The organism is Vibrio pelagius (assembly GCF_024347575.1).
GTDB lineage: Bacteria > Pseudomonadota > Gammaproteobacteria > Enterobacterales > Vibrionaceae > Vibrio > Vibrio pelagius.
The window spans coordinates 523,681-540,710 of record NZ_AP025504.1; the positions used below are offsets into that span (position 1 = coordinate 523,681).

Annotated in this window: 13 protein-coding genes; 5 read left to right on the forward strand and 8 right to left on the reverse strand. The window is 45.2% G+C overall.

Annotation, left to right across the window (positions count from 1 at the left end):
- Positions 1-57 precede the first annotated feature (57 nt).
- The 5 genes from vsple_RS16535 to vsple_RS16555 all read right to left on the reverse strand — a co-directional run bounded on the left by vsple_RS16535 (position 58) and on the right by vsple_RS16555 (position 5,905).
- Positions 58-1,074 carry a TRAP transporter substrate-binding protein gene (locus vsple_RS16535; RefSeq protein ID WP_255232533.1) on the reverse strand — a complete coding sequence of 339 codons (1,017 nt, stop codon included), beginning with the start codon at positions 1,072-1,074 and terminating at the stop codon, positions 58-60.
- Positions 1,075-1,276: 202 nt separating this feature from the next.
- Positions 1,277-2,179, reverse strand: a complete 903-nt coding sequence (locus vsple_RS16540; RefSeq protein WP_261883907.1) for an EamA family transporter — start codon at positions 2,177-2,179, stop codon at positions 1,277-1,279.
- A gap of 104 nt (positions 2,180-2,283) precedes the next feature.
- Complete coding sequence (gene phnR, locus vsple_RS16545; RefSeq protein WP_032550290.1) at positions 2,284-2,988, reverse strand: phosphonate utilization transcriptional regulator PhnR; 705 nt, start codon at positions 2,986-2,988, stop codon at positions 2,284-2,286.
- Between the two features lie 77 nt (positions 2,989-3,065).
- Positions 3,066-4,775: a putative 2-aminoethylphosphonate ABC transporter permease subunit gene (locus vsple_RS16550; protein ID WP_261883908.1), complete on the reverse strand. Its 1,710-nt coding sequence runs from the start codon at positions 4,773-4,775 to the stop codon at positions 3,066-3,068.
- A 20-nt stretch (positions 4,776-4,795) separates the two neighbouring features.
- On the reverse strand, positions 4,796-5,905 hold the full coding sequence (locus tag vsple_RS16555; RefSeq protein ID WP_261883909.1) for a putative 2-aminoethylphosphonate ABC transporter ATP-binding protein: 1,110 nt from the start codon (positions 5,903-5,905) through the stop codon (positions 4,796-4,798).
- 389 nt (positions 5,906-6,294) lie between these two features.
- On the opposite strand from vsple_RS16555, the gene vsple_RS16560 reads away from it, so the two are divergent.
- Positions 6,295-8,478, forward strand: a complete 2,184-nt coding sequence (locus vsple_RS16560) for a TonB-dependent receptor domain-containing protein (RefSeq protein ID WP_261883910.1) — start codon at positions 6,295-6,297, stop codon at positions 8,476-8,478.
- Positions 8,479-8,600: 122 nt separating this feature from the next.
- Here vsple_RS16560 and vsple_RS16565 read toward each other — a convergent pair whose 3' ends face one another.
- Entirely contained in the window at positions 8,601-10,022 is a 1,422-nt protein-coding gene (locus vsple_RS16565) for an FAD-dependent oxidoreductase (RefSeq protein ID WP_261883911.1), read from the reverse strand.
- 142 nt (positions 10,023-10,164) lie between these two features.
- Positions 10,165-11,175 carry a putative 2-aminoethylphosphonate ABC transporter substrate-binding protein gene (locus tag vsple_RS16570; protein ID WP_084181834.1) on the reverse strand — a complete coding sequence of 337 codons (1,011 nt, stop codon included), beginning with the start codon at positions 11,173-11,175 and terminating at the stop codon, positions 10,165-10,167.
- A gap of 299 nt (positions 11,176-11,474) precedes the next feature.
- Between vsple_RS16570 and phnW the strand changes: the two genes are divergently transcribed.
- The 4 genes from phnW to vsple_RS16590 all read left to right on the forward strand — a co-directional run bounded on the left by phnW (position 11,475) and on the right by vsple_RS16590 (position 16,354).
- Complete coding sequence (gene phnW / locus vsple_RS16575; RefSeq protein ID WP_261883912.1) at positions 11,475-12,581, forward strand: 2-aminoethylphosphonate--pyruvate transaminase; 1,107 nt, start codon at positions 11,475-11,477, stop codon at positions 12,579-12,581.
- A complete protein-coding gene (locus vsple_RS16580) occupies positions 12,578-13,984 on the forward strand; it encodes an aspartate aminotransferase family protein (protein ID WP_261883913.1) in 1,407 nt (468 codons plus the stop codon). Before phnW ends, vsple_RS16580 begins: the two co-directional genes overlap by 4 nt.
- A 75-nt stretch (positions 13,985-14,059) precedes the next feature.
- Complete coding sequence (phnX, locus tag vsple_RS16585; protein WP_261883914.1) at positions 14,060-14,878, forward strand: phosphonoacetaldehyde hydrolase; 819 nt, start codon at positions 14,060-14,062, stop codon at positions 14,876-14,878.
- 405 nt (positions 14,879-15,283) lie between these two features.
- On the forward strand, positions 15,284-16,354 hold the full coding sequence (locus vsple_RS16590) for an OmpA family protein (protein WP_261883915.1): 1,071 nt from the start codon (positions 15,284-15,286) through the stop codon (positions 16,352-16,354).
- Between the two features lie 89 nt (positions 16,355-16,443).
- On the opposite strand, the gene vsple_RS16595 is transcribed toward vsple_RS16590, so the two are convergent.
- Positions 16,444-16,842, reverse strand: coding sequence for an OsmC family protein (locus vsple_RS16595; protein ID WP_261883916.1), 399 nt, complete (start codon positions 16,840-16,842; stop codon positions 16,444-16,446).
- Positions 16,843-17,030: the final 188 nt, after the last annotated feature.

Genomic DNA, 17,030 nt, shown 5'->3' on the forward strand with positions numbered 1-17,030 from the left:
AATTGCCCTCCAAAAGAGAAGCTAAAATAGCTATTTAGCCTAGATAATCGTTGTGAATTAAAGTAGACCGTTTGCCTCTAGGAAGCCAGTTACAGAGTCGTAGACTTTCTGTGCATTTGGAGAACGTTCAGCAAATACTTTCCATTGACCTTTTGCGATTTCACGGAACTTCTTGCGCTCTTCATCAGACCAGTTATGAATCGTGATTTCTGGGTTTGCTTGCGCTTCTTTCACTGCTGCTTGGTCAGCCATTTTCAACTGAGTTGTCATGTCGTAAGAGAAGTCACGAACAGACGTTTGTAGAATGGTTTGTAGGTCCGCAGGCATCTTGTCCCACTTCTTCTGAGAGATAGAGATATCGATCAGAGGCAGTGAGTGGAAGCCCGGTTGAACTGGGTGTGTCGCAATGTCATTCATGCCCGCTTTTTGGTTGGTAGAGAATACCGTGTAGTCAGCCGCATCAATAACGCCTTTGCTCAAACCAGTAAATACCTCAGAACCTGGTAAGTTAACGGGTGTCGCACCTGCCGCTGCAAATACTTGTTGTACTAGACCTTCAGGAGCACGCAGTTTAAGACCTTTAAGATCATCAACACCGTCTACTGGTACTTTCGAGATGAACGATTCCACACCCGTAGTTGAAGCACCAACAAACTTAACGCCGTAAGGAGCGTAAAGTTCAGTCATTAACTCGTTACCACCACCGTAGTTCATGTATTGCAGCAGTTGTGTTGTATCAGACCAAGCACCAACCATGTTACCGATAAGACCAAATGCTGGATCTTTACCTGAGAAGTAACCTGTCGCCGTTACTTGACCATCAAGGATACCCATTTTGATCGCGCCTAGTGTCTCTGTGTGTTTAACCACAGCACCTACTGGCAGAAGATCGATATCGATACGACCATTAGACATTGTCTCAACACGCTCAGCCCAGTTCTGTTGAACTTTGAAGTTCAAGTCACCAGATGGATCTGAAGATTGGATTTTCAGTTTGAAGTCTGCAGCCATTGCAGAAGTCGCGAATAGACCTGTTAGGGAGGCAGCAATCAGCGTTTTAGTCATAGCTTTCATTCGGGGTATCCTTATGGGTTTCACTTAATCCGGTTTGTTATTTTATGTTACCGGTAACGTTGAGTGCGATGTTACCGGTAACTTTACCGAACTGTCTATGAGAGAGATCACATCTTTAACATCAGTAAAACGTTTGCTATCAATAAGGAAATTACGTGTAAAACGTGACAGTTCAAGAATGACTGACTATGTAATAGTCATTCTAAAACAATGAGATAACTAATCCTGACAGAATAAATAGAACACCTACACCACGAGTTATGTGCCACTTTTCCTTTAAAAAGTAGATCCCCATCACAACACCAAAGATGATACTTACCTGCCTTAAAGCCACAACCAAGCTGACATTTTCAGTCATGGTCATTGCGAACAGAACCAACCCATAAGTCGCGGCCATCATGACTCCAGCCGTTGCGGCTTTTTTGCGAATGCGCCATGCGTTTGCAAATTCAATACGCTGATTAGAAAGCAATAACCACATACTGAGCGGCAAAGCTATCGCCCAGAACTGCATACCTAGGTAAAAGACAGATGCATCTCTATTCGTAACATTATTGGATGCTAAGTTACCGAGCAGTAATAAGGCTTCTTTATCGATGATTGAATAGCCCGTTGTGCCAATCGCTGCGATCAGTGCCCAAAGTACCCCAAGATTGAAATAGGCTCGTGGTCTTAGATCGTTAAAACTCTTAAGGGGTACAACGAGACAGCCCAAGGTAATAAGCGTAAATCCAAACCACTGGTTGTACGTCAACGAATATCCCAACAGCAAAGTGCCAAATCCCACCATCAATACAGGCAGAGCACGAGCCATTGGATATATCACACCGATATCAGCTTGTTTATAAGCAACCCCCAACCCCACTAAGTAGATCACCTGACAGATTCCACTCAGCAGTAACAATTGCCAAAACGGTAGACAGATATTAGAGAAGCCGACCGTGTTGATATACCAAATCAGGTAAGGGGTGAGCAAGCTGGCAGCAGCAAAGCTCGAGGCTAAGAAAAAAGCCGATCCAGAGCTCTGGTTTGATTTGCCCAGCACATTCCAGCCTGCATGAAGTAGCGCTGAAATTATCACTAAGACAATGGCGGACAGTTCCATGTTCGTTCCAATTTTGAGGATAAAAAGGCCTCTAATGTAGAGACCTGATTAGGGGGTTAGCTTAATTAACCGACGTGTACCGAGACCTTCTATCAGCTCACCGTCTAGCGTTCTAGATGAGCTACGGATTCGATACTGATGGCATCATGTCGCCAATATTCAATGTCGCAGTCAATTAACTCACCATCTTGGTTATAATTGATCCTCTCAACCACCATCGCCGGTGAGCCCGACGTCGCTCGAAGTGCCTGAGCCGTCTCTCCCAGCAGTGAAGTCGTACTCACTCGATAACGGATCGTCTGGTAGACAACGCCAAAGTGCTCTCGATAAATATCGGTAAGTGATTTAGAGAGATCATGCTCCAACAAGTTTGGGAACAACTCAGGGCGAATATAGTTGGTCACATACACCACTGGCCTGTCTTCGAGATAACGAACTCGGTCAACTCGGTAAACATCAGAGAAAGGAGCCAACTTTAACAATCGAGTCGCCTCTTTCGTCGCCAATATGCCTTTAGCTGCAATCAATTCCGTCTTAGGCTGACGATTTTGCGACAACGCCATGTTGGTAAAGTTAAGTGTTTGAGTCGGATCGTAACGCAGTGGCTCCGGTGAAATAAACCAACCTCTGCGATCTTCTCGATAAATGCGCCCTTCCGCTTCTAATGAAGACAAGGCTTCACGCAAGGTAACGCGAGTCGTATCGAAAGACTCCGCCAACTTACGCTCTGCAGGCAGCTTCTGTCTTGGAGAAAGCATCCCAGACTCAATCTGCTCAACAATGACATCTTTAATTTTTACGTACTGCACCCATTTTCCTTTTAATTATTCTATCTGGTGGCCGCTCCATGGCCCCGCATATAAATTCTTATTCGCCAAGCCGCGAATTATCGCTTACGCCACGCCTGTGTGCGCTTTTCAAACAGCTTATTGATAACCAAGTGAACCACTTTAGCACTCGCTGCCGACAGCATAATCATCACCGCCATCGCTGCAGCTGCTCCAGTCTGTCCAGCATCATCCATGTTGAGAACCGAAACTGAGGCTGGAATGGTATCCGTTGAATATAAGAATACTACCGCAGAAGTCGTAGTTAGTGCATTAATAAACAAGTAAGTCGCGATGTCTAATATAGCGGGCAAGCATACCGGCACCGTTACTTTAAAGAACAGCTTGTATTGAGGAAGGTTGACCGAGGCAGCTGTCGCTTCAATCTCTGTGGGGAGCTGTTTCAATGCCGTAAGAGCTGTCATATGACCGACCGTGTAATAGTGCACTACGGTATTGATCACAAGGAATGTCATCGTGCCATACAGGAAGTTCAGCGGATTGTTCAGGTCATTAAAGTAAAAGATATAACCTAAGCCTAGAACCATGCCTGGAACCGCCATCGGAACTACGCTCAACATCTGCATGACTTGGCGAATTGGAGCAAATGCGCGGCCTTTCTCTATGCCGTATGCACCAAGGAAAATCAGTACGGTACCAATGACCGCCGCCCAAGCACCCAATGTTAACGAGTTGAAAAACGGCGTCCAACCATAAGTACTCATTTCAGCGAAGTTATAGTTGTTAAGCGTCAGTGCTTTGTTCCAAGGCCAAAAAGTCACCATAGAGCCGTAGATCGCCATACCTAAGACAACCACGACAGCAGCTGAAATCATCAAACAATAGATAAAGCAAACACTGTCTCGAACCATACTAGGCTTTGGCTGATAGGCGACAGAACGTGTATCGAATAGACTTTTCTGTTTCTTTTGCACCCAGCGATCCACACCAAATGCCAAAGCCGCTGGCAGGAGTAACAAGATACTGGTAACAGCGCCCATAGAGAAGTTCTGCTGACCAACCACCTGCTTAAAGATGTCAGTAGAAAGAACGTTGTAGCTGCCACCAATTACTTTCGGCACACCGAAATCACACACCACGAGTGTAAAGACGACGATCAATGTACTGATCAAACCGTATTTGGCTGCGGGCAGAGTCACCACAAAAAAAGTTTTTAGAGGAGAAGTATTAAGCGCTCGTGCTGCTTCGTACAAGCGAGCATCTGACGTGCGCAATGAGGTAGTCAAAATCATTAATGCGTGAGGGAAGGTCCAAAAAATCAAACCTAATGAGATTCCTATCAAGCCATAGACTGAGTGTCCACCAAGCATTTCTTTTGCGATACCCTGATTACCGAACAGAAAGATTAAGCTTATCGCAGGGAGCAATGAAGGCGCTAAAATCGGCGCAGAACCAAGGACTTGGAACAACCCTTTCATCGGCATACAAGATCGCGTTAGAGCATAAGCATAACCAAATGCGAGTACACCTACGACAACCGTCACCAACACTCCAAGAGTAAATGTGTTACCCACCGATTGCCAAAGGCTTGCTGAAGAGAAATACGTCGCGAAGTTTTGCAGGCCAACAAACTCCCCTTCGCCATTCTGAACACTTTTTTTAAGCATCGCCCATAATGGCATCAAGATGAAAAGCACCATCACCACAGACAAAAACGCGAGTAAGCTAAATAAGATGACATTGTCTTTACTTACCCGCGCAAGAAGCGGTGTTACGCTCTGCTGAATTCGTTGTTTAGATTGCATCATTTGTGTCGATTCCATGACAGTTACGCTGCCTCATCTTTAGATATAAGACGCTCATTGCTTGGATACGCGCGCAGCCCATCCTGATCGAGCGCCACATAACGAATGTCTCCACGACGCAGCTTCATGTCACTAAAGGTTTTGACTGGCACATCAACCACAATCTGCTTCGCTCTTGGGTCATGCTGAAGTTCACACTCAACGCGATAAAATGCGCCCAAAAATTCGCTCGACACAATACGAACAGGAAGAGATTCACTAAAACGATCGACAAAGTGGAGCTGCTCGGGTCGTACAGCAATATCAAATCGCTCACCAACCTTGGTATCTCGATTATCTAACTTTGGCAAGGTTAGAATGGACTCTGCAATACGCATCTTAGAATCTGCAATCACTGAAGTTTCAATGAAATTCATACAGCCAACAAACTCAGCGACAAATCGAGTCGCGGGCTTTTGGTAGATCTCTTGTGGCGCGCCAACTTGCTCAATAACACCATGATTCATCACCACAATGCGATCAGCCATAGTTAACGCTTCATCTTGGTCGTGCGTCACCATGATAGTGGTAATACCGAGTTTTCTTTGTAACTGGCAAATCTCGTCTCGTAGGTGTGTTCTTACTTTGGCATCCAACGCCGAAAGTGGCTCATCAAGCAGCAGAAGCCCCGGAGAGAGCGCTAACGCACGAGCAAGCGCCACACGCTGTTGCTGGCCACCAGATAATTGGTTTGGGTATTTCTGCCCAGATCCAGGCAAACCAATGGTCTCTAGCCAGCTCTCAACCGCTTCCAACGCCTCTTTGTTCGACATACCTTGATTTTTTAAGCCAATCGCAATGTTCTCTTCAACGGTCAGATTAGGAAAAAGCGCATAAGACTGAAATACAATGCCGAAATCACGTTTCTCAGGTGGAAGAAAGGTTGTATCAACTTGGTTCTGCTCAATACGCCCAGAGGTTGGAAGATCTAAGCCCGCAATGGCACGTAAAAGGGTCGTTTTTCCACAACCAGACGGTCCCAAGAAGCAGACAAACTCCCCTTTTTCGATCGACAAGGAGATATTTTTCAACGCCGTAAATTGACCAAACTGTTTTACAACGTTTTCTATATTCAGATAGGTTGAATTGCTCATTTTCTGCAGCACTCTTTAAATGGTATATACCAAATCTAAACTCTGAATATTTCAGTTGAGTGACAAATTTATAGAAGCTAAATGACAGTTATATTGCGTTTGTATAACGGTTCGGTTTCGTGTTCGAAAAGCATTGGAGGTTTACGAAAAACACTTCCCGTGACAGATACCAAAGGTTACTTCTACTGTGTACATACAGGCTCAACGCCTTAGAACAATTTAGATGGATTAACTAAATAGAAATCACATAGCTAGGCAATAATTCCACATTTTTATCCATTGGCAGCAATACAAACCAAACATTAATGATAACCAATATCATTAATGTTTGTGTAATTGATAAATATTCATATAATCCTCACTCCAAGAAACTACTATAAGTCATTGTTATGAGTATTTACTCTAGCCCCATTTTTAAGTTAAGCCTGCTCTCAATTGCTGTCTTTCAATCGTTTAACGCAGTTTCGTCTGAAGCTGCAGATGAGTCTGTTGAAGTGATTGGTGTTCAATATGCCAAACCCATTACCGTATCGGAACCAGGACAAACCACCATCGACTGGCAAGAAGTAGAAGAACAGCAATATTCTAACTTTGCGTCTCTTGTCGACTCTGTGCCCGGTGCACACCTCGACGGAGGTGCACGTTCCGGTGGTGAGCGTATCAATATCCGTGGTTTTTCTGACCCAAGCGATATAGCCGTATTCGTTGATGGCGCACCGATCGGTTTTCAACAATACCGCTACGGCACATTTTTCTTCGACCCATTTTTGATTGGCGAAGCGGAAATTATTAAAGGTGCACATGACTATCGAGCACTCAACGGTAAGTTTGGTGGCACTATTCACATCAAAACCAAAACGGTTGATGACTTGCTAACACCGGGAGAAAACTTCGGCTTCCGTGCCAATCAGAGATACAACACCAACGGCGACTCGATGGCATACAACCTGAGCGTCTATGGTAAAAGCGACACTGGGTTTTACTATATCGCTAATGGCTCGGTGACAGACTCTGACGATATCCATGTCGGTGGCTCAGATAGTGGCTTGGATTATTCTGGGTATGAGCAAGAAAACATGTTGTTAAAGTTCGGGTACGAAAACAACAACCATCAATTTGAACTAAGCCACACTCGCTATAAAGACGAAGGGCGTAAACCGTGGGCTAACCGACGCGGCGAGATGCCAACGATTAATCAAAGAGCCATAGAAAAATATGGTTCACTAGAGGCGGCAAAATACGCATATACAGTCTACAACGAATACACCGACAACACGACGACAGCTTCATATCATTACTCACCATCTAGCCCTTACATTGATTTCAACATTAAGGCTGCAAGGTCTGAGAATGATCGTCATTGGGTACGTCCAGATATTGCCTTTGAGAAGATGTGGGTATCCGTTGCAAGTTACGGGCACGAATCTTGGCTTAGCTACAAGCGAGATTTTGTCGATATCTATAACACCGCGATTCTTGGTAACCACACTTTAGTCACGGGTCTCCAGTATCAAAAAACGGAACGTGATTCATTGGTTTTCAATGCGTCAAATGACCATAAACCAGGAAAAAACTATGGTTGGTACACACCGTATTATGAACCTTCTGGTACGCAAAAAACCTATGCGGTCTATATTGCAGACCACTTCCAAGCGACACCTAACTTTACCATCACTCCGTCTTTAAGATATGAGTATATCGTCAGTGAAGGTAAAGGTAATGCGGCACCAGATTACAACGATCCAGCTACAGGGCACGACTACAGTGAAACAACACATGAAGGTTTCAGCCCTCGTATCGACCTTGACTACGAAGCAACAGATCGCACGCGTTTAAATTTCTCATACGCTTATGCTCTAAAAGCGCCAACAATAGACAACTTGTATTCGGTACAATTTGCTCGTGCAAAAGCACCATCGACATCTCGCAACCTTGAGGTATCACGAATCCATGCTTACCAAGCCAGTGTAATCAACATCACTGACGGGCTATTAAACGATAGTGATTCTATCGGCACTGAATTCACGATTTTCTACAATGATGTGAGTGATCACGTACACAACCGAGTGGGCGCTAATTTAGATAAGGAAACGGATGAAAATCAAAGTTGGTTTACTAACCTAGATGGCTACCGTAATCACGGCTTCGAACTCATCAGCCAATATCGTATTGCTGATTTCTTTAGCGACTTTTCAGTGGCTTACGTTCGTGGCAAATACAAAGGAAGTTTATCTGATTCGACAGGCAGTGATGAAGATTTCCCAAGTACACCGCCACTCAACATAAACCTTGGTTTAGGCTATGAATGGAGTGAAGGCTTAACGACTGGTTGGAAGGTTCGTTGGTACGACGCTCAAACGAAAACGGGCGAGACCAAAACCTACAGCTACCCAGCGAGCCAGCAATATACACTTCAAGACATTTATGCGACTTGGGAAGTTCAACAAGTCAAAGGGCTCTCGTTCGGTGCAATTGTGACTAACTTGACGGATCGCTACTACGAAGCTTATCTATCTAAAGGGATACCTTCGCCGGGTCGAGAAATTAAGTTAAGTGCCGCTTACCAGTTCTAAGCAAGCATTTAGTTCATTTGAGACGACGGTCATTTACTGAATGTCGGCCAATATTTGGTGCTAGCCAAAGGTAACCAACAGAGCGTTTGGTTACCTTTGGCTGGGTCAATTTTTGGTGTTTATTAACCCGCAATTTTATCCGCTTTGCCAGCAGCACCAGCCAACTTGGAAAGTTGCTTGTCTACCCACATCGGCTTTTGGCCTGCATCTTCAGCGTTCTCTTTGCGACGCACCGCATCACGCACCATCATCGCTCCGAGCCAACGAAATGGCTCTGGTGGAAAATGACCGAGCGGGCCTTTTGTCATGCCGCTTCTTGTCCATTCATTGTCCAATCCCAAAACCATCGACGAAAGAATCTTACCTCCCATACGAGTTTGAGCAACACCGTTACCTGAGTAACCGAGCCCATAAAAGATGTTCGATTGATTTTCAATGTTGCCGAAGAAAGGTAATCCGGTAACGGAACGATCAGACCCGCCAGACCAACTGTAAGCAAAGTCTTGCTGCTCAAGCTTTGGAAATAGGTTATTAAATGACTCTTTCAGCAGTGGCAGATACTGCGTCTTCTGGTTGAACATGTTATCAACCTGATTGGCAAACGAGAACTTGTTACCTCCTTTACCAAGCATCAGCCGGCCATCTCGAGTATCTCGGTAATAGTGAACAAAGATTCTCGAATCAACCACCGCTGCACCTTGCTCTGGGCCATATGCTGCAAGCTTTTCTGGGATTGAATCAGTAATAACCATGTCCGAAGAGACAACCACAATACTTCTTTTGAAGGCTTTGAAGTGATCAAGCATCCATGCATTTAATGCCAGCACCACTTTTTTGGCCGTAATGGTTGCCGCAGGTGTGACGACCTTAGCTGGCTCCCCGTACTTCAATTCAAGCATCGGGGAATTTTCGTACACTTCAACACCTAATTTAATAGCAACGCGGCGAAGACCTCGTGCTAATAGCGCGGGTTGAACACTACCAGCCGCTTCAGAGTAGTAACCTTCAATGTGACGCTCAGATCCAGCTTGACGACTTAGGTTGTCGCCACACTCCTGCCAGCTATTAATTCCTTGCTTTTTTAGCTCATTGACGACGGGCGCCATGCCGCCTTTTTGAGCTTGGTTGGTCGCCGTGTAATAAGTGCCACTGCGATAGAGGTGGGCGTCAATATCATGCTCTTGGCAAAACGCTTCAATCTCAAAAATGACCTTTTCTGATTGCTCCACCAGCCATGTCGCGTGTTGCTCTCCATAAAGTCGTTTGAGTGTTGGGTACTTAGTCGACCAAGTGAGCATACACCCACCATTGGCACCCGACGCGCCACTGCCGCACAAACCTTTATCAATAACCACGACACGCTTTTGTGGCTGCTGCTGTTTGATCAAAATGGCGGTCCATAAGCCTGTGTAGCCTCCACCAACGATAGCAATGTCTGTTTCAAGATCTTGGGTCAATGTTTTCCCTGCATCAGTCGGTGGAAAGTCTTGACCAAACTCCTGCTGCAGCGCCTGTTTGAACCAGTATGAGTAGTGTTTTGACATAAAAGAGTTACCTAGCGAAATCGACACCAAAATGCACGGTGTGATTAATATTGAGAGTTATTAGAGAGCGAGCATTAAAGGGCTGCTCTGATTGATCAAAAAAAGGAAGACCTAAGCCTTCCTTTGATTGAGAGGGGTAAGACTAAGATTTTGGTTCAGACTTTGCGTCAAACTTATCAGACCAAGTTTTCAATACGTCTGCACGCTCACTACCCATACGAGCAAAGTCCATCTTCGCCATGTTCTTTTCAACATTTGGGAAGTTTTTCACTGTCGCCGTTACGTCTTTATGACCAACGACTGGGTACATCTCAATGTAGAGTTCATTTGCTGCTTTAGAAATCGACCAGTCCACAACACGTTTTGCCGCTTCTGATGATTTAACAAGACCAACCGCTTCAGATTCCCAGCCGATGCCTGCAGGGGTGATTACGGCCAATGGAGCACCTTGCGTTTTCAACTTAGCGCCACGGCTTGCCATAGAAATACCGATAGCGACTTCGCCCATACCCGCCTGCACACATGGCTTAGAGCCAGAATGCGTGTAGTGTGCAATGTTCTTATCCAACTTTTGCATATAATTCCAGGCTTGGTCTTCGCCCATGTTCTGTAGCCATGCTGAAACTTGCATGTAACCCGTACCAGAAGATGCAGGGTTTGGCATTGCAATGTGACCTTTGTAGATAGGCTTGGTGAGATCTTCCCAAGATTGAGGAGCAGGCAGGTTCAACTGTTTTGCAACAGCTTCATTAAAACAAACCGCGTTGAAAAATGCGTCGTTACCGTACCAAGCTTGAGAAGATTGAGGATCATTCAGATTTGAGCGAAGTGCGTCAACACCTTGAGGCGTATAAGGTTGAAGAATGCCCTCTTCTTTCAACAATGCCATTGATGAACCCGCAAGCCCCCATACAACTTCTGCTCTTGGGTTGTTTTTCTCAGCCAATAGCTTAGCCGTCATAATACCCGTTGAGTCACGTACCCATTTGATGCGAATGTCTGGGTTTTCGCTCTCAAATGCATTCTTGTACTTCGCCAAAATATCTGTTTCAAACGCTGTATAAACCGTCACTTCCTCGGCCGCAAATGCGTTGGTAGCCAGCAGTGACACAAGTGCAGCAAGTGATCCTTTCATAAAACGGTTTTTCATCATGTTCTCCAGTTGAACTGTCTAGCAAGAGTGGAGGCAGCCAAATCGACTTACCCTCTCTCATTTCCATTAGTGAGCACAAACCAATTTGGTATGTACCAGATGACAAGTATTAACCTATTCGAGTTTTATGACGATTAAATGAACAAGAAATGGCATTTTTAAGATCTCTGTTCATGAAGCGTTCACCATGAATTTTGAATATGAAGCTTTTGTGAATCTGGCGCTTTTGCTCTTTACCTCCATCAGATTCGATTGCTAGAGTAACTGCAAATATTGGTATAGTCCAAATGGAAATAAAGATGAAAAACGAATACTTGCTCTTAACCCCTGGCCCTCTTTCCACTTCTGAATCAGTTCGCCAAGCGATGCTAAAAGATTGGTGTACATGGGACGATGAATACAACAAAGACATCGTACAGGTCATCCGCCACAAGCTGGTTCAGCTTGCAACGCAACAAACAGGCTATACAAGTGTATTAATGCAAGGCAGTGGCACTGCTTCTGTTGAAGCGACGATTGGCAGTGTAATCGACACAGGAGGCAAATTACTGGTAGTCGATAACGGTGCTTATGGCGCTCGCATCACACAAATAGCGCAGTATTTACATATTCCATGCTATGTCGTTTCACCAGGCGAAACATCACAACCTGACTTGAACGAAATGGAAACGGCATTGGCATTGGATCCGACCATTACCCATGTTGCAATTGTCCATTGCGAGACCACAACAGGGATGTTGAACCCAGTTAAAGAGATTGCTCAACTGGCTAAGCAACATGGCAAAGTCGTAATTCTCGACGCCATGTCGAGCTTCGGTGGTATCCCAATGGATATCGCTGACCTGGGCATCGACTTTATGATCAGCTCAGCGAATAAGTGTATTCAAGGTGTGCCAGGGTTTGGTTTTGTGATCGCTAAACAAGACGAGCTTGAGAAGTGTAAAGGACAGGCTCGTTCGTTGAGCTTAGACCTATATGACCAATGGCACTGTATGGAAGTGAACCATGGAAAGTGGCGATTTACTTCACCAACACACACCGTGCGCGCTTTTTATCAAGCACTTATCGAGCTTGAACAAGAAGGCGGTATTGCCGCGCGATTCCAACGCTATTCAACCAACCAGAAGACACTGGTGGTAGGAATGCGCTCTCTGGGGTTCGAACCGTTACTCAGCGATGATCTCCACTCTCCGATCATCACCTCTTTCTATTCTCCTACTCATAGCGATTACCAATTCAAAGAGTTCTATGAGCGCCTTAAAGAGCAAGGCTTCGTTATCTATCCGGGTAAGGTGTCCAATGCTGACTGTTTCCGCATTGGCAACATTGGTGAGGTTTACCCCGCTGACATTGAGCGTCTAATCGGCGCGATCAGCAAAGCAATGTATTGGGAAGTGAACGCATGATGCAGTGTGAATCAAAAGAGAACCTCTCTCACACTCACTTTCGCAGTGAAGGAGATGTCAATACCACGCCAGCGCGACGGGAGTGGAACGCATCTCTAAACGATAAAGCCACTCAAGCGCTTTTGAAGAGAGATTCAGAGGTGTTTCTTCACCAAGCTATGTCGACGCCGTGCTTAGACACCTTGCAACATGCAGAAGGTATCTACATAGAAGATGTAACAGGTAAAAAGTATATGGACTTTCATGGGAACAATGTCCATCAACTGGGATACGGTCACCCTGAAGTCATCAAGAAAGTAACCGAACAAATGGCGTCACTACCATTTTCGCCACGACGCTTTACCAACGAGACCGCCATCGAGTGCGCAGAAAAGCTAACGCAAATCTGTGGTGGCGATCTTAATCGAGTGTTGTTCGCACCCGGTGGCACCTCTGTGATCGGAATGGCACTGAAGCTAGCAAGGCACGTAACCAACAACTTTAAAGTCGTTTCATTATGGGACTCTTTTCATGGAGCCTCTCTTGACGCCATCTCTGTGGGTGGAGAAGCATGTTTTCGTGAAGGTATGGGGCCGCTTATGGCTGGCGTCGAGCGCATTCCACCAGCGGTGTCGTACCGAGGAGCTTTCCCAATGCGCGATGGCGACCAAAACTCAGATGTCCATTACGCCGACTACCTTGAGTATGTGATTGAGAAAGAGGGAGGCATTGGCGCATTCATTGCTGAAGCGGTTCGAAATACCGATGTACAAGTGCCAAGCAGAGCTTATTGGAAACGAATCAGAGAGATCTGCGATAAACACAACGTGCTACTGATTATTGATGATATTCCTAACGGTATGGGACGCAGTGGCGAATGGTTCACCCACCAAGCTTATGACATCGAGCCAGATATTCTCTGTATTGGCAAAGGCTTTGGCGGCGGTTTGGTTCCTATTGCAGCAATGGTGACCAAAGACAAGTACAACACAGCAGCTCAAGTCTCGCTTGGACATTACACTCACGAAAAAAGCCCAATCGGGTGCGCTGCTGCACTGGCAACCATGCAGGTCATCGAACAGCACAACCTTTTACAAAAAGTGAAAGACGACAGTGAATTCGTAAAACAGCGACTGCTTGATATGAAAGCACGTTACCCCGTGATCGGCGATGTACGCGGAATTGGCCTTTTGTGGGGAGTCGATCTTGTTACTGATCCACTCACCAAGACTCGTGCATATGACGAAGCTGAAGCGCTGCTCTATCAATGTTTAAACCAAGGTCTGAGCTTTAAAGTTTCACAAGGCAACGTCGCACAACTTAGTCCTCCATTGATCATCGGACGCAGCGACCTCAATGCCGCTCTCGATATCTTTGAAGCGGCTATCGATCATGTATGCCGAGACTTCGGATACCCAATTTAACCTCATTGAACATTAATCATCATCTTAGCAATAGCCTTAAACGTTAATAACAAGGCTCATTAAGGACAGACTATCATGACCAAACCATCCGTAATCCAAGCAGTAATTTTTGACTGGGCTGGCACTATCGTAGACTTCGGCTCATTCGCTCCAACCAGCATTTTTGTAGAAGCGTTCAAACAAGGCTTTGATTTTCATATTTCGCTTGAGGAAGCTCGTGAACCTATGGGACTCGGTAAATGGGACCACATTCAAGCTGTGGGTCAATTACCTTCTGTGAAGGCTCGCTGGAATGAACAGTTCGGTAGAGAGATGAGCTCAGAAGATATTGATGCTATATATGCGGCATTCATGCCGTTACAGAAAGCGAAAGTTGCCGACCACGCCGAGCCGATCTTAAATGCCATCGAAGTGGTTAATAACTTGAAATCGCGAGGCGTGAAAATTGGCTCATGTTCTGGTTACCCGCGCCAAGTGATGGACGTCCTTATCCCAGTAGCAGCCGATTATGGCTATCATCCGGACTGTGTGGTTGCCACTGATGACCTTCCACAAGGTGGGCGCCCTGCACCATTCATGGCACTCAAAAATGTGATTGACCTTGGTGTGACCAATGTTGCCGCGTGTATCAAAGTCGATGATGCCGCCCCGGGGATAGACGAGGGCCACAATGCAGGCATGTGGACTATTGGCCTTCTTTTATCCGGAAATGAAGCAGGCCTAACCTTTGAAGAGTACCAACAAGCAGATGAGGCAACGCTTGATGCTGCTCGTACTAAAGCAAAACTAAAACTCGGCAAGTCTAGACCACATTATCTCATTGACACGATTGCCGATCTTCCGAACGTTATCGAACATATTGAAGCTCGAATCTTACGTGGAGAGCGCCCTTAGTTCTGTCTTGCGAAAACCATCCGTTGCATACTCGCCAACACATTCCCGAAGTCAATTTTTTGACTTCGGGAATGTTCATTTTATAAGCATGAAGTGGCGCAAGCTTTTGAACTCTTTTTAAGAATAAAATTTGTAAAATCAAAACCTTGAGCTATATCTTTATGAGTAACAAACTATTTATTATTGATACCTTAACAATTACAAATTAGTTAAATGCATAATTTTTAACAATTTTGTTGACTCTCATGTGCAATAAGATTAACAATAGATTTACCGCTCATATAGATAGATTCCAACTGGATCAGCGCCTCCAGTTTTCGTCTGCAAGCAGTGTGTCACAAACAGTCGATGACGATTTAATGGCAGATTCAGGTAAGAATAAAATTCAATCACAAGGATAATATTATGAAAAGACTGTCAAAAATTATGTGTGCACTTATCGCAACCTCTGGTCTTGCGGCAGCGCCATCTATCGCAGCAACAACTTACGTTGGTGCTAAAGTTGGTCTTGGTTGGTTAGACAGCGCTTGTGTAGATGGCCTTGAGTGCGATGATGATGCAGTTGGAGCCGGTATTTACTCTGGTTACAACTTCACAGATCGTTTTGGTGTTGAACTAAGTTCAGACTTCCTTGGTGACTACAAAACAAGTTTTGCTAGTAGTGGTACAGCTGCACAATTTAGTGATCCTCTAATCGCTATTTCTCTAACGCCTATGTACCGCTTCCCAGTAGAGCAAGAATTTGACTTCTTTGTGAAGGGCGGCCCAGCATACATTTCTCACGGTGGTGAAGACGCTTTCATTTTATCTCTAGGAGCCGGCGTAGAGAAACAATTCTCAGACACATGGGCTGTAAGGGTTGAATACCAATACTTTGATGATTTCGACGACAATTATATCCAAGATCTTAATGCAAACCTGCTATCTGTTGGTTTCAGCTACAACTTTGGCACAGGTGCAACAACAGCTTCTGCGGCAGCCGCAGCAGCTACCGCTGCAGTAGTAACGCAAGCGCCTTCTGAGCCAATCGTTGAAGAAGTGGTAGTAGAAGAGAAGACAACTGTTGTTGTCACAAAAGAGCAAACAGAGAGCTTCTCTCAAGAGATGTTCGCGACTAACAGCACTGAGCTATCAGCAGACGGTAAAGCGGCACTTGGTCCTCTAATTGCAGTACTACAAGCTCACCCAGAATCTAATGTCGAAATTGTTGGTCACACTGACTCAACAGGCGCAGCAGAGTACAACATGATGGTATCGAAGAAACGTGCCGCATCAGTTGCCGCGTACTTCGAAGAGCAAGGCATTGACGCTAGCCGTATCACAGCGACAGGTGAAGGTGAAGAAAACCCTGTAGCATCAAACGACACTGCGGAAGGTCGTGCCATGAACCGACGTGTAGAGGCGACTATCCCTGCCTTTGAATACACTGAAGAAGTTCAGGTTGAAGAAGTAATCGTTGAAGAAGCGACTCAATAGTTTTTAGCTATACAACTTCAAGTCACTGACGTAATCACTCTTTAAATTTAAGGCCATGTATCTCAGATACGTGGCCTTTCTTTTTGTTGTTAAACGATTTCCCAGCTGTGGGTCATTTCAACGCCCGCACCCAACATCAAACAAACTGAGCAGTATTTTTCTAATGAATCTGCACATACTTGAGCAACAAGCTCTTCATCTAAGTTGTCACCAGACACTTCAAAGTGAATGTTGATTGCAGTAAAGATCTTTGGCGCGGTTTCACGACGCTCTGTCGAAAGCTTTGCGTTGCAGCCTGTAATCGCTTGTCCTGCTTCTTTAAGGCCATCGACTACGTCAACAGAGCTACACCCCCCAGCCGCCATTAATACCATTTCCATTGGGCTAGGCGCCGTTGCACCCCCGCTTCCATCCATAACAATCGAATGCCCTGATTGAGATTGACCTAAAAACTTAAAGCCTTCTACCCATTTAACTTCTGCGTTCATGTTTTTCCTTAAGCGAGCGACAAGCACTCATCATGGTTATAAAACTATATAGGCGTCACCCTACTACTGGTCGTTTCGAAGAGCAAGTTGCGCTGTACCAACATGACCAACTTAACCTTCAAAGTATTTTTTTAATCAATAATGTAATTTTTTTCATCAAAGTCCTGTCTCTATACGTACATTCAGCA